Raw genomic sequence first — 22150 nt, 5'->3', positions numbered from 1 at the left:
TACGACCCCACCGACCCGGCCCCGCGATCTTGCAGTTTCGGTCCCCGATTCGCCCTGGTTAGGGCGCTTCGTCCCGACCAGAACTGCAAGATCGCGGGGAGAGGGGTGGGGGGGTGGGGGTGGGGGGTGGGGTGGGGTGGGGGAGGGGGGTGGGGTGGGGGTTAGGCGACTTCGACGATGACTTCTACTTCGACGGGGGCGTCGAGGGGAAGTTCGGAGACGCCGACGGCGCTGCGGGCGTGGCGGCCGGCCTCGCCGAAGACGGCACCGAAGAGGTCGGACGCGCCGTTGATGACGGCGGGCTGGCCGGTGAAGCCGGATGCGCTCGCGACGAAACCGGTCAGCTTGACGACCTTGACGACGTTCTCCAGACCGACGAGCGCGTCGATCGCGGCGAGCGCGTTGAGGGCACACCGCTGGGCGAGCTGCTTGGCCTGTTCGGCGGAGACGCCGGCACCGACCTTGCCGGTGGCCAACAACTTGCCCTCGGCCATCGGCAGCTGCCCGGAGACGTACACGTGCTGACCGGACTGCACCGCCGGCACATAGCTGGCCACCGGCGGAACCACCTCCGGCAACGCCAACCCGAGTTCCGCCAACTTGGCGTGCGGCCCGTTACTCATGCCGGCACTCCGCTCCGCCGGTCGCCGCCATGCGGCACCACCACGCTGCGCCTGATGATTCGCTCGTTGCGCTCGCTCATGCCTTCGGCCGCTTCAGGTACGCGACGAGCTGCTCCGGGTTCGGCCCGGGTACGACAGAGACGAGTTCCCAACCGTCCTCGCCCCAGTTGTCGAGAATCTGCTTGGTCGCGTGGACCAGCAGCGGGACGGTGGCGTATTCCCATTTCTGCATCGGTGGAGAGCTCCCTCGGTGGCATGGACACTTCGGGGCACAGCCTACGGTCCACCAGCCGGTTCGGAGGCGGGACGCTGTTCGGGTGTGGTCGGCTGTTCCCCGCAGGGCCCCCGGTGGTCGTACGGCTGGGGGCAGCGTGTCCGGTCGGGCAGCAGCAGGTCACAGAAGACCCGGTGTCGATTGTTCTGGTCGTCTGCGGTCGACACTTCGGTCTCGCCCGCGTCCAGTTCGGGTAGGAAGTTCAGCGAGGTCGCCACCTGACCGGCCAGGGTGGTCGCAGCGGCCAGATCGGTCACCTTGATCGGCAGATGGATGACGTACCCGGGGTTCTCCTCGTCCCGCCCGCCGGTCGGCTCCAGCCCGCTGGGCGGGTCGACGGGACGCCGGTACGACCGCTCGTTGACCGGCAGCCGGCCGGCTGAGCCGGCCCCGGCCGGCCGGCCGACCCCGCGTACCCCCGACGGGAACTGGGCTCGGGGGGTGTTTTCCGTGTCGCGCATAGGCTGCCTCCGGGCGTCGTACCTGGTCACGGTGCCGCCCAATGGTCCGGAGCCGTTGCGCCCGACCCGGCCCGGACGTGCCGGAGCGACCGTAGGACGGCCCGCTGGTCCCATCAACAAGACGCGCGTGTCTGATGGCGTTCGGTCACATTTGCGACAGCTAACCAGCAGCAAGCTGATCGCGCCGCCCGCGCGAGAGACACCAGGCCCCCCGCACCCGGCCCGTGGACCGCTACCCTTCCGGTCTGGACGGGCGCCCTGCCCGACCGCCCGATCCCATCGCTCGCCGGGGCCACGCGGCGACGCACCCACACCGGGGGGACGCGATGACCCAGCCACCCGCCAGCGGCCCGATCGGCCCCACGGATCCGCCGCCCACCCCACCCGGTTACCCGCCGTACCAGTCGCCGACCGGCCGACCGCCCCGCAAGCGCGGCGCCCTGGTGGCCGCGCTCGCGCTCGCGGTGGTGTTGCTGCTCTGCGCCGGCGGCGGCGTCACCGCGTTCCTGACGCTGCGCAACACCGAGTCCGGCGAGGGCGCGCCGGAGCCTTCGGTGGCGGTGGACGAGTTCCTCACCGCCGTCTACCAGGAGCGGGACGCGGCGAAGGCGGCCAGGCTGGTCTGCACCGCCGCCCGGGATCAGCAGAAGATCCGCGCCAAGGTCGCCGAGGTCGAGGCGTACCTGTCGGCCCACCAGAGCCCTCGGTTCCGCTGGGACACCCCGAAGGTGGACAACGAGACCGGTGACCGTGCCACGGTCACCACCACGGTCACGGTGACCACGGCCGACGAGAAGATCGCTGACCAGGATCTTCGCTTCACCGTGATCCGCAAGACAGGCTGGTGGGTCTGCGAGGTGGCCTGAGCTCGCCGGCTGGATAGGCTCGACAGGTGGGAGCGACGCAGCGCCCGGCCGACCGGGCCGGCACCGATTGGCCCGCCCGCCTGCACGTGGTGACCGGCAAGGGAGGCACGGGCAAGACCAGCGTGGCCGCCGCGCTGGCCCTGGGCCTGGCCGCCGGTGGGCGTCGCACGCTGCTGGTCGAGGTTGAGGGGCGTCAGGGCATCGCCCAACTCTTCGACACCGAGCTGCTGCCGTACGCCGAGCGGCACCTGGTCGAGGCACCCGGCGGCGGCGAGGTGTGCGCGCTGGCAGTGGACGCCGAGGAGGCGTTGCTGGAATACCTGGACATGTTCTACAAGCTCGGCGCGGCCGGCCGGGCGCTGCGCAAGCTCGGTGCGATCGACTTCGCCACCACCATCGCCCCGGGCCTGCGCGACGTGCTGCTCACCGGCAAGGTCAAGGAGGCCACCACCCGCACGGTCGACCAACGGCGGGTGTACGACGCGGTGGTGCTGGACGCACCACCCACCGGTCGGATCGGCCGTTTTCTGAACGTCACCGCCGAAACCGCCCGATTGGCGAAGGTCGGCCCGATCAAGACCCAGAGCGAGGGGGTCGCGGCGCTGCTGCGCTCACCGATGACGGCCGTGCACGTGGTGACCCTCCTTGAGGAGATGCCGGTGCAGGAGACGATCGACGCGATCGGCGAGCTGACCTCGCTCGGCTTCGGAGTGGGGAAGGTGATCATCAACGGGGCCCGGCCGCCACTGCCGACGGGACGGATGGTCACCGAGGCGGAGTTGACGGCCGGGCTGCGCGCCGCCGGGCTGCCGGCCGAGCGTGGGCTCGTCGCCGGGCTGTACGCCGAGGCGCGTGACCAGGTGATCCGCCGGGAGCTGGAGGACTCGCTCCGCGCCGACCTGGTGGAGTTGGGCGTACCGCTGGTGGAGTTGCCGCTGCTGCCCGGCGGGGTGGATCGAGCCGGCCTCGACGTCCTCGCCGCAGCCCTGGTGAGGGGCGATTGACTCACACCTTGACGTCGGCCTGACGCGCGGGCGGGGTTGGCCCGATACGCTCGATTGGTGCCTTCCGACAACGCGCCGCCGCTGGACGTCGACCAGATCCTGGCCGACCCGGGCGTACGGATCGTGGTCTGCTGCGGGGCGGGCGGGGTGGGCAAGACCACCACGGCCGCGGCGCTCGCTCTCCGCGCGGCCGAACAGCACGGCCGACGGACGGTGGTGCTCACCATCGACCCGGCCCGGCGGCTGGCCCAGTCGCTCGGTCTGACCGAGCTGGACAACACTCCTCGGCAGGTCAAGGGGATCGACGTCGAGGCCAGTGGCGGTGAGTTGCACGCCATGATGCTCGACATGAAGCGCACCTTCGACGACGTGGTGCTCGCGCACACCGACCCGGCGAAGGCAGCGGAGATCTTTGCCAACCCCTTCTACCAGGCGATGAGTTCCACCTTCTCCGGCACCCAGGAGTACATGGCCATGGAGAAGCTGGGGCAGTTGCACGCCCGGGGCGAGTGGGATCTGATCGTGGTGGACACCCCGCCGTCCCGCTCGGCGCTGGACTTCCTCGACGCACCGGCCCGGTTGTCCCGCTTTCTCGACGGGCGGATGCTGCGGCTCCTGCTCGCCCCGGCGCGTACCGGGGGCCGCAGCATGTTCAGTCTCGTCACCGCGTCCTTCGGGATGTTTTCCCGGGTGGTGCAGAAGGTGCTCGGTACGCAACTGCTGAGTGATCTGTCCGGCTTCGTCGCCGCGCTCGACTCGATGTTCGGCGGCTTCCGGCAGCGCGCGGAGCAGACGTACCGCATCCTGCAGGCCCGCGAGACGGCGTTCCTACTGGTCGCGGCGCCCGAGCCGGACGCGGTGCGGGAAGCCGCCTACTTCGCCGGGCGGCTGCGCGAGGAGCAGATGCCGCTCGTCGGTCTGGTGCTCAACCGGGTGCACCGCCCAGCGGTGCCCGAGTTGGACGCGCAGGCCAGCCGGGCCGCCGCCGAGCGGCTGGCCTCGGCCGGTGGCCACGAGGGCACCGTCGAGGTGTTGCTCGCGCACGCCGCCCTGGCCGAGCAGTCGGTACGCGAACAGCAGGTCGCGGCGCGGTTCACCGATGAGTTTCCGCAGGTGCCGACCGTCTCGGTGACGGCGCAGCCCGCCGACGTGCACGACGTCGACGGGCTCCGCACGATCGCAGCGGCGATCAGCCGCTCCTGACCGACGGTCGGTGCGGCACTCAGTCGTTGCCGACCGCGCCGGTGGTGACCAGGATCTTGTCCTTGCCGCTCTTGTCCTTGGCGTTCTTCTTCATCGCCGCCTCGAACATCTTGCGCCAGCTGGTGACCTGCGGATGGCGGCGCAGCAGCGCCCGGCGTTCGCGTTCGGTCATGCCGCCCCACACGCCGAACTCGATCCGATTGTCCAGCGCGTCGGCCAGGCACTCGTACCGGACTGGGCAGCTACGGCAGATCCGCTTCGCCACGTTCTGTTCGGCGCCCTGTACGAACAACGCGTCCGGGTCCCCGTTCTGACACGCCGCCAGCGACGGCCAGTCAGTGATCATGCCCATCTGTACTCGTCCCCCCTTGCAGTACTACCGACGCCGTCGCGGGCCAGCCGGCATTCCCCCCGATCGCCCGGCACACCTCACCCCAAGGCGGCACAGACGACTCATGTGGCGCTGTCGCCGCCCCCATCATGCTCTGTAGTTGCCCGATTACGCAACGTTGTCGGCCAAATCCATCATTCCGGACACTCCCGGCTTCTCGGGCTCGGGACCGCGGCTTACCCCACCGGAGTCCGCGAAAACGCTGCGAGGCCCCTCCGCATGGAGGAAACTTCGGCACGGAATCACGCAACCGGACACCCGGTGCCACGCGTCTAGCACAACGAGGCCGGCGCGCGCAGGAAATGGGGAAAAGACGCCCCAGCGCCCCTCGTTACCTGTTCGCGTACCCTGTCGAGGTGACCTGGATGCGGAAACGTGACCACAATGTCCTGACCAACGCCGCATCGCTGCTCATCTGTGGGCTGTTGGCCGGCGTCGTGGTCGCCGCCGCGGCCTTTCCCGCGGTGGCGATGTCGGGCCTGGCCGCCAAGGCCGGCGCGGACACCTTCGGCGCACTGCCGAGGGAACTGACCCTGGCCCGCGCCCCCCAGATCAGTTATCTGCTTGCCGCCGACGGCAAGACTCCGCTGGCCACCATGTATGACGAGAACCGGCGGGAAGTGAAGTTCGCTGACATCTCGCCTCACATGCGGGCAGCGATCATCGCCGCCGAGGATCACGACTTCTACAAGCACAACGGAGTCGATCTCAATGGCGTGGCCCGGGCCTTCGTCAACAACAGCTCCGCCACCAACGACCGGCAGGGCGCCTCGACGCTGACCATGCAGTTCGTCCGGATGAGCATCGCCTATTCGGCGACCCATCCCGCCGACGTTCTCGCCGCGACCGAGGACACCAGCGCTCGCAAGCTGCGCGAGATGCGCTACGCGATCCAGCTCGACAAGGAGCTGTCGAAGGACGAGATCCTGGCGCGCTACCTCAACCTCGCCGCCTTCGGCAACGGCGCGTACGGCGTCTTCGCCGCCAGCCAGGTCTACTTCAACAAGAAGCCCAAGGACCTGAAGATCGAAGAGGCCGCCATGCTGGCCGGTCTGGTCAAGGCGCCCACCTCGTTCGACCCGACCACCAAGAGCGGCTACCCGCAGGCGGTCGCCCGGCGCGACTACGTCATCGACAACATGGTCAAGACCGGCGCGATCACCCAGCAGCAGGCCGACGAGGCCAAGGCCGTCAAGCTGGTGGTCAAGGGCAAGCGGGCGCCGAACGGCTGCGTCGCCACCAACAAGAACGCCTGGGGCTTCTTCTGCGACTACTTCTACCGCTGGTGGATGGCGCAGGAGACGTTCGGCTCCACCTCGTACGACCGGGAGCGGCGACTCAAGAGCGGCGGCTACACGATCGTCACCACGCTGGACAAGCAGGCCCAGGACGGCGCCGACAAGGCGGTCCGCGCGGCCAAGCCGGTGACCGCCAAGGAAGCGGTGATGCTCGCCGTGGTCGAGCCCGGCACCGGTCGGGTACGCGCGCTGTCGGTCAACCGGAACTTCAAGCTCGACAACCCGAAGAACCCGAAGAACCGCCCACACAGCGACCCGGTCCAGCGCAACAAGGGCAAGCTCGGCAACTATCCGAACACGGTGAACCCGCTGCTGACCGGCGGTGACGGCATCACCGGTTACCAGGCCGGGTCGGTCTTCAAGATCTTCACCATCGTGGCCGCGTTGGAGAAGGGCATTCCGCTCAGCTACATGATCAACGCGCCGCAGCAGTTCAAGTCCGAATATCGGATCGAGCGTGGCAGCGATGCCGCCTGCCCGGGCACGCACTTCTACTGCCCGACCAACTCCAACCGGCAGCCCGGCGGCGTGAAGGACATGTGGAGCGCTTTCTCCGCCTCGACCAACACGTACTTCGTGCCGCTGCAACAGCAGGTCGGCGCGGCGAACGTGGTCGACGCGGCCAAGCGGCTGGGCATCCAGTTCCGGCAGAGCGAGGACGCGAAGTTCGCCAACAACAAGGAGGCCGCCAACCAGTGGGGCGCCTTCACCCTGGGTGTCTCGCAGACCACCCCACTGGAGCTCGCCAACGCGTACGCCACGCTGGCCGCCGACGGCAAGTACTGCGAGCCGACCCCGGTGCAGGAGATCCGCGACCTGGACGGCAACAAGCTGGACGTGGCCAATCCGCGCTGCGAGAAGCGGTTCAGCACGGAGGTGGCCCGGGCGGCCGTCGACGCGGCCCGTTGCCCGGTCGGTGACAACTCCTCCACCACCAAGTGTGGCGGCAGCCGTACGGCCGCCGAGGGCCGCTACATCGTCGGCAAGCCGATCGCCGGCAAGTCCGGCACCACCGACTCGGAGAAGACCGCCTCCCTGGTCGCGATGACCAAGCAGTACGCGGTGGCCGGCATCCTGGCCGACCCGGACTGGCCGCAGACCAACGTCAAGATGAAGCACAAGACGGCCGACGGCATCAACCCACCGGTCTTCCAGGCGCTCAAGGCCGCCATGAACGGCAAGAAGGCGATCAACTTCGACCCACCGGGCCAGAAGATCGCACTGGGCGACCAGCGCAGCATCCCCGGGGTCCGATGCCTCAGCATCGATCAGGCGAAGTCCCGCCTCTCCGGTGCCGGTTTCACACCTGTCGTGTCCAGCCACCGGGTCACCTCGGACTGCCCGGCCGGCAGCGCCGCCGGCACCAGCCCGGAGGGCCGCACCATCAAGGGCGGCATCGTGACCATCACGGTCAGCGCCGGCGGCGGCGGAAGCAACGACGACGATGACAGTGACGATGGTCGGCCTGGCGGTGGCCGACCGGGCAACGGCCCGCCGACCGGCCGGCCCGGCGGCTGACCGTCACACCGCAACGCCGAACGGGCGGGCGCTCCGCAAGGAGTGCCCGCCCGTTCGGCACGACGTATGCCCCGAGGTACACCCGCTCGGGCGAGGCGGACGCCCCGGCCACGTAACCCTGGCCAGGAGTTGGCGGCCCGCCTCCCGGGAGATCAGAGACCGAGCTGGCGGCGTACCTCGGCGGCCACCCGACCGCCCTCGGCCCGGCCGGCCACCGCGGTCTGGGCCGCCTTCATCGCCGGACCCATCTGGGCCTTGCCGGTGAAGCCGCCCGCGGCGAGCGCCCCCGCGACCAGATCGGTCAGCTCGGCGTCGGAGAGCTGCTGCGGCAGGTAGTGCTCCAGCACCTCGCCCTCGGCGGTCTCCTTGGCGGCCTGCTCGGTGCGCCCCGCGTCGGCGAAGGCGGTCGCTGCCTCCCGACGCTTCTTGGCCTCCTTGGTCAGTACGGCCAGCACCTCGTCGTCGCTGAGCTCACGCTTCGCCTTACCGGCGACCTCAGCCGTGCCGACGGCGGCCAGGGCCATCCGCAGAGTGGAGGTGGTCAACTCGTCGCGGGCCTTGAGGGCGGCGCGCATGTCGGCGGTGAGGCGGTCCTTCAGCGTGCTCATGGACGCCCAAACTACCCTGATCGGCATGCGAAAGCGCACCCTATTCCGGCTCGCGACCGCCACCGTCGCGACGGGCGCCGCCGCCCTGGCGTACGCGTCCCTGGTCGAGCGCAACATGTTCACCCTCCGCCGCTTCGACGTCCCGGTGCTGCCGGCCGGCACCGAGCCGCTGCGCGTCCTGCACCTGTCCGACCTGCACATGACCCCCAACCAGGTACGCAAGCAGCACTGGGTGGCCTCGCTGGCCGCCCTCGACCCCGACCTGGTCGTGGTGACCGGCGACAACATGGCCCACCCGGACGCGGTGCCCGGGGTGCTGCGGGCGCTGCAACCGCTGCTCGACTACCCCGGCGCGTTCGTCTTCGGCTCCAACGACTACACCGGGCCGGTCTGGAAGAACCCGTTCAGCTACTTCCTGCCCGACCGGGAGTACACCGAGGGGGTCGAGCTGCCCTACGAGGAACTGCGGGACGTCTTCATCGGATCCGGTTGGGCCGACCTGAACAACCGGCGGACCACCGTCAAGGCCGGCGGTCGGGCGATCGACATGGCCGGCGTCGACGACCCGCACATCGAGCGGGACGACTACACCGCCGTAGCCGGCCCGGTCTCCGCCACGGCGGATCTCTCCATCGCCCTGACCCACTCCCCCGAGCCGGCGCTGCTCGACGCGATGGCCGCCGACGGTTTCGGGCTGCTGCTCGCCGGCCACACGCACGGCGGTCAGGTCTGCGTACCGGGAGTGGGAGCGCTGGTGACCAACTGCGGGCTGCCCCGTTCGATGGCGAAGGGTCTGCACCGCTGGCCCGGCTCCGACTCCTGGCTGCACGTCTCCGCCGGCCTCGGCACCCACCCGACCGCTCCGGTGCGCTTCGCGTGCCCACCGGAGGCCAGCCTGCTCACCCTGATCTCCCGCTGACCTGATGATCGACTCCGTCGCGCCGGCATGGCGGTAACCGAGCCGGTCCGACACCACCGTTCCGGCGTAACGGAGTGGATCACCGCCAGCCGGGGTACCGAGTTTGACCGCCGGGACGGGTGGGCTACTATTTGTCGGCACGCCTCGGGGTGTGGCGCAGCTTGGTAGCGCGCTTCGTTCGGGACGAAGAGGTCGTCGGTTCGAATCCGGCCACCCCGACCAGAGGTAAGTAAAGGTCAAGGCCCCTCCACGGAGGGGCCTTGATTCGTTCCGCCGATCGCCGCGCACGGCGGCGTCAGGCAGGACTTGCACGGGCGTACGGGCACAATGCGAGGTAGCCTGACGCGGGTGCGGATCATCGCGAGTGTGGTCGTCTTCGTCGTCGTGGTGACCGCCGTCCTGCTGGTTTCCACGGTCGTGACGGCCAACGTCCGACGCCGGCGCCATGCCCTGGAGATGTCTGCCCGCTGGGCGGTACGCCACTACGCCATACCGGGTCGCGGGCACACCGTCGTCGGGGTCGCGCTGACCGACGCGGAGGGCCGGGTGCGTGGTGAGCACGTGGTCGCGCGCATCCCGGATGATGCCCAGGACTGGCAGCGTGACTTCGTCGCGGCTCGACAGGAGGCCGAGGAACGCGCGTTCCACCTCAACATCGACCGTCCGCCCATCGAGGGCTGAGAGCCACCCCGACCGCACCGGCTCAACCCAGCCGTCCCGCTTGGCTCGGCTGCCCGCTGGGCCGGTGCCGGCCATCTGGGTTGGCCGGCACCGGCGGAACTCAGCAGTTGGTGTAGCCCTTGCCCTTCTTGCTCCAGGCGCACTTGTCGATCTGCTTGCCGCTGGCGTTACGCAGATACGCGGTGTCGCCGGTGTTGTTCCAGACGTAGTTGCCCGAGCCCCAGTAGCGGGTGCTGGCGGTGTTCTTGCCCTTGCCGGTACGAATGATGACGCTCTTGCCCTTGGCGAGCTTGAAGTCCCCGCTGAACTTGTAGACGTGGTTGGCCTTGTCGCGCAGCGTCCAGTTCTTCAGGTTGATGGTGCTGGCCCGCCGGTTGGTCAGCTTCACGTACTCGGCGTTGAGGCTGGTGTTCGAGCGGTTGTCCGTTCCCGGCGAGTCGTAGTACACCTTCGTGATCTCGATCGCCGGGGTGGCGGCCTGCGCCGGAGCGGCAGCGGCCAGCGAGCCGACCACCGTCATGGCAAGTGCGGTAATGAGCCCGAGAAGTTTTCTCGTCATGCGTCTACCCCCACTGGAAGCGCCGAATAGGCGCAGATTTGTCACGCCGACGCGCGTGACCGCAGCGAGGTTAGCGATGGGATCAGGCAACGTGAACACCCGCGAACACCGTGCCGTCGAATACGATCCGCGCGGCGGCATTCGACATCCGGCCGGGTCGAATCGATCAGCCGTTCTGGATTGCCGAGATCGACCCTGGTCCAGATGTGGATCGACCGAAAGCTGACCGAGGGCCACCTATTCGGCGCCCATTGTGGACGTTTTGCCACCATTGCTTCGTACGCTGCGAACGACCACCTTCGAGCCGGTCAGTACCCGCAGGTCATGCCAGCGGTATGACTGACCTGAACGGTGTGCGTGACACAGCCACGGTCGCTGACCCGATGCAGCAACAGGGCGGTCGGCTCGGTGACCCAGCCGATCTGTTCGTCGTCGCTCATGGTCAAGGTGGCCTGCCGCCAGGTGCTCGGCGCGACGGTCAGCACCGTACCGGCGAACGTGGTGGTCACCGACCGGTGCAGATGCCCCGCGGCGACACGCACGACCTGGGGATGCCGCAGCAGCACCTCGGCGAGGGCGTCACCATCGGCGAGCCGGATCTCGTCGGCCGCCGGGATGCCGACCTCGACCGGCGGGTGGTGCAGGCAGACGACGGCCGGCACGTCGGGCCGTGCGGTGAGCACACCGTCGAGCCAGCCGAGTTGCTCGGCGCCGAGCCGACCGCCGTCCGATCCCGGGACCAACGAGTCGAGCATCACCAGGGTCAGCCCGGGCTGGTCGACCTGGTAGTACGCCGAGAAGCTGCCCCCCAGCCAGGGGGTGCCGCCGAAGGCGTCCAGCAGCGACTCCCGGTCGTCGTGGTTGCCGGTGGTCAGGTACAACGGCAGCGGGAAGCGCCCGATCACCTCGCGCAGCACGGCGTACTCGTCGGGACGACCGTGGTCGGCCAGGTCACCGATGATCACCACACAGTCCGGCCGGGGGTTCAGCGCCAGCACCCGGCCGAGGGCGTGCTGCAGCCCGGCGGCCGGCTCGGCGCCGAGCACGCCGGTGGTGAGGTGCGGATCGCTGAGGTGGGCGATGAGCATGGAGCCTCCACTCGGCCGGAACCCTCACGCTATCGCCGCGGCGGCCCGCGTGTGGCTGGGTCCACAGGCCGCATCCACAGCCTGTGGATAGCACGTGTGTACGAACATCAGCTTGCTTCCGCACACCATGAGTACGCTTGATCAGCATCCCGGCACCCGGCCGGGACCCAACCCGACCTGGGACGACGTACAAGTGGATCACCAGCAAGTCATTCGGGACGTCACGGTCCGCCTACCCATGGCGCCGACTGTCGCCGAGGTCTGTCAGGCGACCGTGGACGCGCTGGCCCGCTACACCCCCGCCACCATCGCCGTTCTGCTGCACGTCAACGGTCGACTCCGCTGCGTTGCCGCCACCGGCTCCTGGCAGGTCTTCGCCACCGTGGCTCCGGACGCCGGGATCGTCGGCCGGGTCTTCACCGGTGGCAGGCCGGCCGTCGTACCGGACGTCACCACCGACCCCGACCACATCCCGGTACGCCCCGACGTCACCGCGGAGGTGTGCGTGCCGGTCTGCGATCCGGCGGGCCGCCGGATCGGCGTACTCGACTTGCAGTGGACCGGCCCGGCCGACCTCGGTGCGTGGCGGGCGACCGCCGAGCGGGTCGCCGGCCGGCTCGGGGCCCGGATCATGGCGCTCGGCGGGCCGGCGGAGAGCCCCGGCGAGAAGCTGCTCCGCCACGCCGCCGCGATGACCTCCGCCACCACCGAAGGGGACCTGCTGGCCGCCGCGATCCGGGCCGCCCGGGACGTGTCGGCCCTCGACGCGGCACTGCTGGTGCTCGCGGGCCGCAGCGGTCCGCAGCTCGGCGAACCGACGGCGACGCCTGGCGAGCTGGAGACCCGGATGCGCGCCGAGCTGACGGAGGCCGGACCGCAGGCGCTGCGTGCCATCGTCGCCCGGGCCCATCGGTACGGTGCCGGTCACACCCTCGGCGAGACCGGCCACCTGCCGACCGAGGAACACGAGCCGCTGGTACGAGCGGGGGTACGCACACTGGTCGCGGTACCGGTGGGCCCACCCGAGGGCGGTGGGGTGCTGCTGGTCGCCGACGAGCGGTTGCTGCGCCCGGATCCCCGGACGGTCAACCTGTTGGAGCTGCTCGCCGGCCAGGCGTGGAGCTGCCTGGACCGGCTGCGCACCCTGGACCGGCTACGTGAACAAGCCAGTTCCGACCCGCTTACCGGGCTGCGGCACACCGGCCCGTTCGGACAGCGGATCGCCACCGCGACCCCGGGACGTACCGCCCTGCTGGCGATCGACGTGGACGGCTTCAAGACCGTCAACGACACGTACGGCCACCAGGCCGGCGACCGGGTGCTGGTCGGTCTGGCCCGGGCGCTGGAAGGTGCGCTGCGGCAGGGCGACGAGCTGTACCGCATCGGTGGCGACGAGTTCGTCGCGGTGATCGAGGTGAGCCGCCCGGAGGAGGCCGTCCGGGTCGCCGAGCGGCTCACCGAGGCCGCCCGCCGGATCGGCCGTACGATCAGCGTCGGTGTTGCCCTGCCCCGCCCCGGCGAGTCTCCCGAGCTGACCCTGCGCCGCGCCGACCAGGCCCTCTACGCCGTCAAACGCCAAGGCCGCGACGGCGTCCGCCTCTCCGCCGCCTAACCCCACCCCACCCCGCCCGGCCCGGCCCCGCCCGGCCCGGCCCCGCCCGGCCCGGCCCCGCCCGGCCCGGCCCGGCCCCGGCCCCGGCCCCGGCCCCGGCCCCGGCGATCTTGCACTTCTGGTCGCCGCTATGCCAGTTATGCCCCGATATCGGGAGACAAAAAGTGCAAGATCGGCGCGAACTGAGGGCGGGGTGCGGCGAGTGCGCGTGGGGGAGGGTGGGGGGAGGGAGGGGTGGGTGTTAGGGGTGGGTTAGGTGTTTGGCTAGGAGTTCGGCTATCTGGGCGGTGTTGAGGGCGGCGCCCTTGCGGAGGTTGTCGCCGGTGACGAAGAAGTCGAGGGCGCGGGGGTCGTCGAGGGCACGGCGGATCCGGCCGACCCAGGAGGGGTCGGTGCCGACGGCGTCGATCGGCATGGGGAACTCTCCGGCGGCCGGATCGTCCACCACGATCACCCCGGGCGCGTTGCGCAGCACCTCACGGGCACCGTCGGTGTCGATCTCGGTGGCGAAGACGGCGTGTACGGCCACCGAATGGCCGGTCATCACCGGCACGCGTACGCAGGTGGCGGAGACCTTCAGGTCGGGCAGCCCGAGGATCTTGCGCGACTCGTTGCGCAGCTTCATCTCCTCGGACGACCAGCCCTCGTCGGCCAGTGAGCCGGCCCAGGGCACCACGTTGAGCGCCAGAGGGGCGGGGAACGGGCCGAGGTCGTCGCCGACCGCCTGCCGTACGTCGCCGGTGCGGGAGCCGAGCGCCCGGTCGCCGGCCACCTTGGTCAACTGGTCGTGCAGGGTGTCCGCACCGGCCTGACCGGCCCCGGAAACCGCCTGGTACGAGGCGAGCACCAGTTCACGCAGGCCGTACTCGCGGTGCAGTGGAGCGATCGCGATGATCATCGCGAGAGTGGTGCAGTTGCCGTTGGCGACGATGCCGCGCGGTCGATCATGCACCTGCTCGGGATTGATCTCCGGCACGACCAGCGGGACGCCCGGGTCCATCCGGAAGGCGCCGGAGTTGTCCACCACGACCGCGCCCCGGCGTACGGCGATCGGCGCCCAATGCGCGGCGACCTCGTCGGGCACGTCGAACATCGCCACGTCGACGCCGTCGAAGGCCTCCTCGGTCAGCGCCTGGACGGTCAACTCCTCGCCCCGACAGCGAATCGTGCGCCCGACCGACCGCTCCGAGGCCAGCAGGCGGATCTCACCCCAGACGTTGCGGCGCCCGGTGAGCAGCTCACACAAGACCGTGCCGACGGCTCCCGTCGCCCCCACCACGGCCAGGGTGGGCAGCCCGGCCACCCGCGTTACCGTCCCGTCCCCGCGTACACCACGGCTTCGGTGTCGCCGCCGAGGTCGAAGGCCTCGTGGATGGCGCGGACGGCGGCGTCCAGGTCGGTGTCGCGGCAGACCACGGAGACCCGGATCTCCGACGTGGAGATCATCTCGATGTTCACGCCGGCCTGGCCCAGCGCGGCGAAGAAACCTGCGGCGACACCGGGGTGCGAGCGCATCCCGGCACCGATCAGGGAGACCTTGCCGACGTGGTCGTCGTAGAGCAGGCCCTTGAAGTTGACCGTCTCCTGGATCTTCTTCAGCGCGGCCATCGCGGTGGGCCCGTCGGCCTTGGGCAGGGTGAAGGAGATGTCCGTGCGACCGGTGCCCTCGGTGGAGACGTTCTGCACGATCATGTCGATGTTGATCTCGGCACCCGCGACGGTGTCGAAGATCCGTGCCGCGGCGCCCGGCTCGTCGGGCACCCCGACGATCGTGATCTTGGCTTCGCTGCGGTCGTGGGCCACTCCGGTGATCAGTGCCTGCTCCACTGGAAGCTCCTCCATCGATCCGGTGACCATAGTGCCGGTGTTGGTCGAGTATGACGAACGGACGTGGATCGGCAGTCCCGCCCGGCGGGCGTACTCCACGCTGCGCAGATGCAGAACCTTGGCGCCGCAGGCGGCCAGTTCCAGCATCTCCTCGTAGGTGATCTGCTTGATGTGCCGGGCGTTCGGCACGATCCGCGGGTCGGCGGTGAAGACGCCGTCCACGTCGGTGTAGATCTCACAGACGTCGGCGTTCAGCGCGGCGGCCAGCGCCACTGCCGTGGTGTCCGAACCACCACGGCCCAGCGTGGTGACGTCCTTGGTGTCCTGGGAGACGCCCTGGAACCCCGCGACGATCACCACGGCACCCTCGTCGAGCGCGCCCTTGAGCCGCCCGGGGGTGACGTCGATGATCCGCGCCCGGCCGTGTACCGAGGTGGTGATCACGCCCGCCTGCGAACCGGTGAACGACCGGGCTTCGTACCCCAGGTTGTGGATGGCCATGGCGAGCAGCGCCATGGAGATCCGCTCACCGGCGGTGAGCAACATGTCCAGCTCGCGGCCGGGGGGCAGCGGGCTGACCTGGTTGGCCAGGTCGAGCAGTTCGTCGGTGGTGTCGCCCATCGCGGAGACCACGACCACCACGTCGTCGCCGGCCTTCCGGGCGGCGACGATCCGCTCGGCCACCCGCTTGATCCGCTCGGCGTTGGCGACGGAGGATCCGCCGTACTTCTGCACCACGAGTGCCACGACGGCGCACTCCCTCCCGGTTGCCCCTGAGCGTGCCGGCACTCAGGCTGAGCGTGCCGACGCCGCCGGCACCGGGGCCGGCGGCGCGGATCGGACGAAGTCAGCGTATCGGTCCGCTCTGACCGCCGGGTCAGGTGATCCCACGATCCGGCCCGCGTACGCACGCGAGGTGGCGCGCGACACGCCAGAAAACGGCTGCCTGCTCGGGGGTGTCCGCAAGGCGCCCACAACGCCGAGAATGACCGGGTGTACGCCCACCGTCCGGCCCGGCGCCGGGTCGCCCCGATCGCGCTCGCCCTGCCCGCGCTCGCCCTGCCCGTGCTGATCGCCGGCTGCTCGGCCGATCCGCCCGCCGACCCGACGCCACCGACCTCGGCGCCCCGACCGGTCGGGATGGACGCCGCCCGCGACGAGTTGGCTGCGCTCGCGGCCGCCGCTCAGGATCGGCACCTGGTGGCCCGCTACACGCTGCGGGTCGACGGGGCTGCCGACCGGCTGGTCCTGGTGACCAGCGCGAACGACGGCGGGTGGCGGGTGGACGTGCCCGGCGGTGCGCTCGGCGGTACGGCGGACATCTCGCTCGCGGCGACCACCGACGGGCTGTTCCAGTGCGCACTGCCCACACCGACCCGGCCGGAGCCGGCCAGTTGCGTACGCCTCGGCGAACGGGACGACACGCTGCCGCGCCGGCTCGACCCCCGGGTGCAGCACCCGTTCACGGACTGGCTGGACGTGCTTACCGACCGGCGTGCCCCGCTGTCCGTCTCACCGGCCATGGCACCGGCCGGGGCCAGCGGCTCCTGCTACTCCGTGGAGACCACCGCAGCGTCGATCAATCCGCCGCTGGACGTGGGGATCTACTGTTTCGACGCCGACGGCACCCTCACCGCGGTACGCGCGGCGTTCGGCACGCTGACACTGGCCGCGACGCCCGAGCCCGCCCCGGCCTCGGTGCAGCTGGCCGGGCCCGTGGTGGAGGGTGAGCCGTTGGGCCTGGCAGCCCCGGTCACCGACGCACCGCCCACGGGAACCGCCGATCCGGAAGCCACCGGAACGCCCTGAGCCGACATGCGTTACGGGTGCTTTTCGCCACATCTGCCCGCCCCGCCCGGCCCCACAAAGCCCCTCATACGGGACACTCTTCGCATGACCGACCTCACCCCGCTGCTGGCGTTCCGCTGGAGCCCTCGGGCCTTCGACCCGTACGCCGAGGTGACCCGAGCCGAGGCGGCGGCGCTGCTGGAGGCGGCCCGCTGGGCGCCCTCGACCGGCAACGGGCAGCCGTGGCGGTTCGCGGTCGGACATCGCGACGACGACACCTTCAAACGGATCCTGGTCAACCTGCCTCCCGCCGAGCAGCGCTGGGCCGGACGGGCCAGCCTCCTGGTGCTCGTCGCGCACCCCCGCACCGGCCACCCGATGGCCGCGTACGACCTGGGCCAGGCAGTGGCGCACCTCACCGTGCAGGCAACCGCGCTCGGGCTGCACGTACGCCAGGTCACCGACCTGGATCGCGCGGGCCTGGCCGCCGACCTCGACCTGGCCGACGACCTGCGACCGTACGTGGTGGTCGCGGTCGGGCAGTTGGGTGATCCGTTGAGCCTGCCGGCCGATCTGGTGCCCGACGAGACCGCCCTGCGCCACCGACACCCCCTCGGTGAACTGGTCCTGACCTGCGGCGATGCAAAGCCCTGACCGACAGATGCGAACTGCGTCTCATACTGCGGACCCACCTTCCCACCCCCGCCTCCATCACGTAGGGTGACTCTGTCATGTGGCAGGCGAGCCTTCTCCTTGGTCGCCGCGACGAGGCCTGACGGCCGGCACCTCGTCGCGGAGTCGAACCGCGCCGCCCGCACCGTCCCGGATCCCTCCGCTCGGCACCGCTGCCGACAGCCACTGCTGACGTCACATGACCCAGGAGACCTTCACCATGGCTCACCAAGCCAGCACCACCGACATCGATTCCGATCCCGTCGCCCGGCAGCGTCCCAGCCGGATGCCGTACCGCCGCTACCCGGCGTACCAGCAGCAGTTCCGGATCGACCTGCCGGACCGCACCTGGCCCACCCGGCACGTCGAGGCCGCACCTCGCTGGTGCGCGGTCGACCTGCGCGACGGTAACCAGGCACTGATCGACCCGATGTCTCCGGAGCGCAAGCGCCGGATGTTCCAACTGCTGGTCCAGATGGGCTACAAGGAGATCGAGGTCGGCTTCCCGTCGGCCAGCCAGACCGACTACGACTTCGTCCGGCAGCTGATCGAGCAGGATCTGATCCCCGAGGACGTCACCATCCAGGTGCTGACCCAGTGTCGGGAACACCTGATCGACCGCACCTTCGAATCGCTGCGCGGGGCACGCCGGGCGATCGTGCACTTCTACAACTCCACCTCGACGCTCCAGCGTCGGGTGGTGTTCGGGCTGGACCGCGACGGCATCGCCGACATCGCCACCACCGGTGCCCGGCTCTGCCAGAAGTACGCCGAGATCCACACCCCGGACACCGACATCCACTACGAGTACTCGCCCGAGTCGTACACCGGCACCGAGCTGGAGTACGCGCTGGAGGTCTGCGCGAAGGTCATCGAGGTGATCGACCCGACGCCGGACCACAAGCTGATCATCAACCTGCCGGCCACCGTCGAGATGGCCATGCCGAACGTGTACGCCGACTCGATCGAGTGGATGGATCGGCACCTGCCCCGCCGGGACAGCCTGGTGCTCAGCCTGCACCCGCACAACGACCGGGGCACCGGGGTCGCCGCCGCCGAGCTGGGCCTGCTGGCCGGGGCGGACCGGATCGAGGGCTGCCTGTTCGGCAACGGCGAGCGCACCGGCAACGTCGACCTGGTGACGCTGGGGCTGAATCTCTTCTCCCAGGGCATCGACCCGATGATCGACTTCTCGGACATCGACGAGATCAAGCGGGCCGTCGAGTACTGCAACCAGCTGCCCGTGCACGAGCGTCACCCGTACGCCGGTGATCTGGTCTACACCGCCTTCTCCGGCTCCCACCAGGACGCGATCAACAAGGGCTTCGCCGCGCTGAACGCCGACGCGACGGCGGCCGGCGTACCGGTCGACGACTTCACCTGGGCGGTTCCGTACCTGCCGATCGACCCGAAGGATCTGGGCCGCAGCTACGAGGCGGTGATCCGGGTCAACTCGCAGTCCGGCAAGGGCGGCGTCGCGTACATCATGAAGACCGAGCACCAGCTCGACCTGCCCCGGCGGCTCCAGATCGAGTTCTCCGGCGTGGTGCAGCAGGTCACCGACCACGACGGTGGCGAGGTCGGCCCGGACACCATGTGGCAGATCTTCGCCGGGCAGTACCTGCTCGACCACCAGAGCGACCCGACGGTGACCCTGACCGAGTACGCCATCGGCACCGCCGACGGCAAGGTCGAGATCACCGCGCAGGTCGACGTCGCCGGGAAGCCCCGAGCGCTCACCGCGATCGGCAACGGCCCGATCGACGCGTACGTCAACGCGCTCGGCTCGACCGGAGTGGCGGTACGGGTGCTCGACTACCACGAGCACGCTCTCTCCTCCGGCGGCGACGCGCAGGCCGCCGCGTACGTCGAGTGCGAGGTCGACGGCCGTACGGTCTGGGGCGTCGGCATGGACGCCAACATCGTCACCGCCTCCATCAAGGCGGTCACCAGCGCCGTCAACCGCGCCCACCGCTGAGGTGCAAGGAAGGGCCCCTTGCCAATAAGGTGCCCTTCCTTACACCCACCCCGTCCTTACCGGTGGCGGGGTGGGCGGTGGACGAGCACTGCGGCGATGATCGCGCCGGCCAGCAGCAGCCCGGCACACCAGAGCAGCGCGCCCCGGTAGGCGGCAGCCAACTGCGTGTGCTGCTCGTACCCGGTGCCGGAGAGCCCGACCAGCAACGGCAGGGCGGCGACCGCGAGCAGACCGCCCACCCGGGAGGCGGCGTTGTTGAAGCCGCTGGCCACCCCGGCGAACCGGTCCCCGACCGCGGCCAGTACGGACGCGGTCAGCGGCGCCACCACCATGGTCAGCCCGACCCCGAACAGCGCCACTCCGGGCAACACCTGCCGCCAGTACGACGCTCCCGGGCCGACCTCGCGCAGCAGCAGCAGACCGACGGCGGCCAGCACCGGCCCGACGGTGAGCAACAGTCGCGGCCCGATCTTCGCCGACAGCGCACCCGCAGCCGGTGAACCGACCAACAAGAGCAGGGTCATCGGCAGCAACGCGAGCCCGGTCACGAACGCCGACCAGCCGACCACGTTCTGGAGGTAGACGGCGAAGAAGAAGGTGAATCCGCCGAGGGCGGCGTAGACCAGCACCGTGAAGACGTTCAGCACCGAGAACAGTCGGCTGCCGAACAGCCCGGCGGGCAGCATCGCCGTCTCGCCACGCCGTCGCTCCACCAGTACGAACACCACTGCGGCGAGCACCGCGACCACGGCTGCCACGACCACCGGCGGGGAGCCCGCCCCCCGGCCCGGCGCGTCGACCAGGGCGTAGGTGACACCGGCCAACGCGAGTGCGCCGAGCAGCGCACCGGCCACGTCGAACCGCCGGCTCGCTCCCTGAATCCTCGACGCGCTCTCGTCCCGACTCTCCGGAACCCAGCGCAGGGCGGCCAGCACCACGAGCACGGCCAGCGGCACGTTCAGGAAGAAGATCCACCGCCAGGAGAGGGCGTCGATCAGCCAGCCGCCGATGAACGGGCCGAGCGCCGTGGAGACGCCGGACAGACCCGACCAGGCCCCGATCACCTTCGCCCGGTCGTCGGGGTGGAAGCTTGATTGCAGCAACGACAGCGAACCCGGGGTCAGCAGGGCCCCGCCGGCACCTTGGAGAAGGCGCGCGGCCACCAGCCAGTCGGTCCGTAGTGCCAGACCGCAGAGCACCGAGGCGCCGGTGAACCAGAAGACGCCGAGTAGGAAGACCCGCCGCCGACCGAACCGGTCGCCGAGCGCGCCGCCGAGCAGCACGAACGCGGCGAGGGTCAACAGGTACCCGTTGACCGTCCACTGTAGGCCGGCGACCGAGGCGCCGAGGTCGGCGCCGAGCCTGGGCAGCGCCACGTTGACCACGGTGCTGTCCAGAAAGACCATGCCGGACGCGAGTACGGCGGCAGCGAGGGTACCCCGGCCGGCTGCCGTACTCATGCGTAGGGCGGGTGCGGGTTCAGGCATGCCTACCAATCTGCCGTGCACCATCTGCCAGACACTACGAAACGCCAAAACACCGTACGGGTACTGTGCGGGATCGGCGAATGCCCGCAAGCTGGAGAGGTGTCGTCTGTGCGTACCAGATCAGGACCCCGCGCCCTGGGGGCGCTCGCGCTCGTCGCGGCGCTGGCTCTCGGCGCGACCGGGTGCGTCCCGCTCGAAGAGGAGCCGGACGCGCCGTCGAGCAGCAACGGTGGCACCGCCAACCAGATGCTCTCCCAGCTAACCGTCGCCGAGGCCAACCCGATGCGCGGCTACAGCCGCAAGCGCTTCCCGCACTGGCGCAAGACCGGCCAGAACTGTGACGTCCGCGATACGGTGTTGGAGCGCGACGGCAAGGGCATCCAGCACTCCGGCTGCAACGTCGTCGGTGGTCAGTGGGAGAGCGTGTACGACGGCCGCACCTTCACCGATCCATCTCAGGTGGACATCGACCACATGGTTCCGTTGGCCAACGCCTGGCGTTCGGGCGCCGACGAGTGGGATGACACCAAGCGGAGCGATTTCGCCAACGACCTCGACCGGCCGCAGCTTTTCGCGGTTTCCGCCTCTTCCAACCGGGCAAAGGGTGACCAGGATCCGTCCCAGTGGAAACCGCCAAACCAGTCATATTGGTGCCAATACGCTGGCGACTGGGTGGCGGTCAAGCACCACTGGCAGCTGACGGTGACCAGTGCCGAGAAAGCTGCACTGACCGACATGTTGGAGGGCTGCACATGGGAGAGCAAGCCGTAACCGGAGCTGACGGCGACCCGACGCCCGACCAGCCGTCGGACGTCGACGGCGCGGACGCGGCGGCGACCGGCAGCCCGGTGCCCGGGCGTACGCCGGACGCCGGCGAGGGCGCGGGGGCAACCGGCAGCCCGGGGCCGACCACGGCCGGCATGACCGCCGACGGCGCCGCCGCCAGCGAGGTGGAAGTGCCGGGCGCCGGGATGACCGCCGACGCCGGGGGCGCGACCGGCCCGCAGAGCCGCACCACCGACATCGTGCCCGGACCGGGCGGGGTGATGACCGACGAGGTCGGCGTGGTCACCGGCGAGTTGACCCTGCGCACCGAGTTCGCCGACGGCCAGGTCACGCTGCATGTCCAGTACAAGGACGCGGACGAGTGGTACGTGGTCAGCGGCGGCAAGGCTCCGCTGGACGACGCCACCGGGCTGGACGCGGTGCACAACATCGCGGTCGGCCTGCTGAACCGTCCCGACGGCTGAGTTCGCGGCGTCCGCGCAAAATGTTAAGAGGGGCCCCTTCCTA

General features: G+C 70.1%; 22 protein-coding genes and 1 tRNA gene. 13 read left to right on the top strand and 10 right to left on the bottom strand.

Going from position 1 to position 22150, the window contains the following annotated elements; all coding sequences use genetic code 11:
* Positions 1-161 precede the first annotated feature (161 nt).
* The 3 genes from AB0M35_RS17360 to AB0M35_RS17350 all read right to left on the bottom strand — a co-directional run bounded on the left by AB0M35_RS17360 (position 162) and on the right by AB0M35_RS17350 (position 1358).
* Positions 162-623, bottom strand: a complete 462-nt coding sequence (locus AB0M35_RS17360) for a RidA family protein (protein WP_363746372.1) — start codon at positions 621-623, stop codon at positions 162-164.
* Between the two features lie 76 nt (positions 624-699).
* Entirely contained in the window at positions 700-855 is a 156-nt protein-coding gene (locus tag AB0M35_RS17355) for a DUF4177 domain-containing protein (protein ID WP_013736319.1), read from the bottom strand.
* 44 nt (positions 856-899) lie between these two features.
* The gene (locus AB0M35_RS17350; protein WP_363746371.1) at positions 900-1358 is read right to left on the bottom strand and encodes a hypothetical protein; all 459 of its coding nucleotides are present in this window, start codon (positions 1356-1358) and stop codon (positions 900-902) included.
* 326 nt (positions 1359-1684) lie between these two features.
* On the opposite strand from AB0M35_RS17350, the gene AB0M35_RS17345 reads away from it, so the two are divergent.
* Genes AB0M35_RS17345 through AB0M35_RS17335 form a run of 3 tightly spaced genes read left to right on the top strand, consistent with a single transcriptional unit; the run spans position 1685 to position 4431 of the window.
* Entirely contained in the window at positions 1685-2224 is a 540-nt protein-coding gene (locus AB0M35_RS17345) for a hypothetical protein (RefSeq protein ID WP_363746370.1), read from the top strand.
* A gap of 26 nt (positions 2225-2250) precedes the next feature.
* Positions 2251-3228 carry an ArsA-related P-loop ATPase gene (locus tag AB0M35_RS17340; RefSeq protein WP_363746369.1) on the top strand — a complete coding sequence of 326 codons (978 nt, stop codon included), beginning with the start codon at positions 2251-2253 and terminating at the stop codon, positions 3226-3228.
* A 54-nt stretch (positions 3229-3282) separates the two neighbouring features.
* Entirely contained in the window at positions 3283-4431 is a 1149-nt protein-coding gene (locus AB0M35_RS17335; protein WP_363746367.1) for an ArsA-related P-loop ATPase, read from the top strand.
* Between the two features lie 19 nt (positions 4432-4450).
* Here the strand turns inward: AB0M35_RS17335 and AB0M35_RS17330 are convergent, their stop codons facing one another.
* Positions 4451-4783, bottom strand: a complete 333-nt coding sequence (locus tag AB0M35_RS17330; protein ID WP_363746366.1) for a WhiB family transcriptional regulator — start codon at positions 4781-4783, stop codon at positions 4451-4453.
* A gap of 404 nt (positions 4784-5187) precedes the next feature.
* Between AB0M35_RS17330 and AB0M35_RS17325 the strand changes: the two genes are divergently transcribed.
* Positions 5188-7638 carry a transglycosylase domain-containing protein gene (locus AB0M35_RS17325; protein ID WP_363746364.1) on the top strand — a complete coding sequence of 817 codons (2451 nt, stop codon included), beginning with the start codon at positions 5188-5190 and terminating at the stop codon, positions 7636-7638.
* A 152-nt stretch (positions 7639-7790) separates the two neighbouring features.
* Here the strand turns inward: AB0M35_RS17325 and AB0M35_RS17320 are convergent, their stop codons facing one another.
* The gene (locus AB0M35_RS17320; RefSeq protein WP_363746363.1) at positions 7791-8246 is read right to left on the bottom strand and encodes a GatB/YqeY domain-containing protein; all 456 of its coding nucleotides are present in this window, start codon (positions 8244-8246) and stop codon (positions 7791-7793) included.
* Between the two features lie 25 nt (positions 8247-8271).
* Here AB0M35_RS17320 and AB0M35_RS17315 point away from each other — a divergent pair, with 25 nt between their 5' ends.
* From AB0M35_RS17315 to AB0M35_RS17305, 3 genes are all read left to right on the top strand, one after another.
* Positions 8272-9165, top strand: coding sequence for a metallophosphoesterase (locus tag AB0M35_RS17315; RefSeq protein WP_363746361.1), 894 nt, complete (start codon positions 8272-8274; stop codon positions 9163-9165).
* A 145-nt stretch (positions 9166-9310) separates the two neighbouring features.
* Positions 9311-9387: transfer RNA gene (locus tag AB0M35_RS17310), tRNA-Pro, on the top strand.
* Between the two features lie 126 nt (positions 9388-9513).
* On the top strand, positions 9514-9846 hold the full coding sequence (locus tag AB0M35_RS17305) for a hypothetical protein (RefSeq protein ID WP_363746360.1): 333 nt from the start codon (positions 9514-9516) through the stop codon (positions 9844-9846).
* Between the two features lie 100 nt (positions 9847-9946).
* Here AB0M35_RS17305 and AB0M35_RS17300 read toward each other — a convergent pair whose 3' ends face one another.
* Together AB0M35_RS17300 and AB0M35_RS17295 are read right to left on the bottom strand one after the other, a co-directional pair.
* A complete protein-coding gene (locus AB0M35_RS17300; RefSeq protein WP_363746359.1) occupies positions 9947-10405 on the bottom strand; it encodes a lamin tail domain-containing protein in 459 nt (152 codons plus the stop codon).
* A 308-nt stretch (positions 10406-10713) separates the two neighbouring features.
* Complete coding sequence (locus AB0M35_RS17295) at positions 10714-11493, bottom strand: phosphodiesterase (protein WP_363746358.1); 780 nt, start codon at positions 11491-11493, stop codon at positions 10714-10716.
* 193 nt (positions 11494-11686) lie between these two features.
* On the opposite strand from AB0M35_RS17295, the gene AB0M35_RS17290 reads away from it, so the two are divergent.
* The gene (locus tag AB0M35_RS17290) at positions 11687-13105 is read left to right on the top strand and encodes a sensor domain-containing diguanylate cyclase (RefSeq protein WP_363746710.1); all 1419 of its coding nucleotides are present in this window, start codon (positions 11687-11689) and stop codon (positions 13103-13105) included.
* A gap of 241 nt (positions 13106-13346) precedes the next feature.
* Here the strand turns inward: AB0M35_RS17290 and AB0M35_RS17285 are convergent, their stop codons facing one another.
* Positions 13347-14408, bottom strand: coding sequence for an aspartate-semialdehyde dehydrogenase (locus AB0M35_RS17285; protein WP_363746357.1), 1062 nt, complete (start codon positions 14406-14408; stop codon positions 13347-13349).
* Positions 14409-14413: 5 nt separating this feature from the next.
* A complete protein-coding gene (locus AB0M35_RS17280) occupies positions 14414-15679 on the bottom strand; it encodes an aspartate kinase (RefSeq protein WP_363746356.1) in 1266 nt (421 codons plus the stop codon).
* Between the two features lie 246 nt (positions 15680-15925).
* Here AB0M35_RS17280 and AB0M35_RS17275 point away from each other — a divergent pair, with 246 nt between their 5' ends.
* From AB0M35_RS17275 to leuA, 3 genes are all read left to right on the top strand, one after another.
* Positions 15926-16741 carry a hypothetical protein gene (locus tag AB0M35_RS17275; protein WP_363746355.1) on the top strand — a complete coding sequence of 272 codons (816 nt, stop codon included), beginning with the start codon at positions 15926-15928 and terminating at the stop codon, positions 16739-16741.
* 84 nt (positions 16742-16825) lie between these two features.
* Positions 16826-17374, top strand: coding sequence for a nitroreductase family protein (locus AB0M35_RS17270; protein WP_363746354.1), 549 nt, complete (start codon positions 16826-16828; stop codon positions 17372-17374).
* Between the two features lie 217 nt (positions 17375-17591).
* Positions 17592-19370 (top strand): 2-isopropylmalate synthase, encoded by a 1779-nt coding sequence (leuA, locus tag AB0M35_RS17265; protein WP_363746353.1) that lies wholly within the window; start codon positions 17592-17594, stop codon positions 19368-19370.
* 56 nt (positions 19371-19426) lie between these two features.
* Here the strand turns inward: leuA and AB0M35_RS17260 are convergent, their stop codons facing one another.
* Positions 19427-20857 carry an MFS transporter gene (locus tag AB0M35_RS17260; protein WP_363746352.1) on the bottom strand — a complete coding sequence of 477 codons (1431 nt, stop codon included), beginning with the start codon at positions 20855-20857 and terminating at the stop codon, positions 19427-19429.
* 108 nt (positions 20858-20965) lie between these two features.
* On the opposite strand from AB0M35_RS17260, the gene AB0M35_RS17255 reads away from it, so the two are divergent.
* The gene (locus AB0M35_RS17255) at positions 20966-21628 is read left to right on the top strand and encodes an HNH endonuclease family protein (RefSeq protein WP_363746709.1); all 663 of its coding nucleotides are present in this window, start codon (positions 20966-20968) and stop codon (positions 21626-21628) included.
* Positions 21610-22107 (top strand): hypothetical protein, encoded by a 498-nt coding sequence (locus AB0M35_RS17250; protein ID WP_363746350.1) that lies wholly within the window; start codon positions 21610-21612, stop codon positions 22105-22107. The genes AB0M35_RS17255 and AB0M35_RS17250 overlap by 19 nt, the downstream gene beginning before the upstream one ends.
* The last annotated feature ends 43 nt before the right edge of the window (positions 22108-22150 follow it).

The sequence above is a fragment of the Micromonospora sp. NPDC051196 genome (assembly GCF_040682415.1).
Lineage (GTDB): Bacteria > Actinomycetota > Actinomycetes > Mycobacteriales > Micromonosporaceae > Micromonospora.
This window is presented reverse-complemented; position numbering and strand designations above follow the sequence as displayed.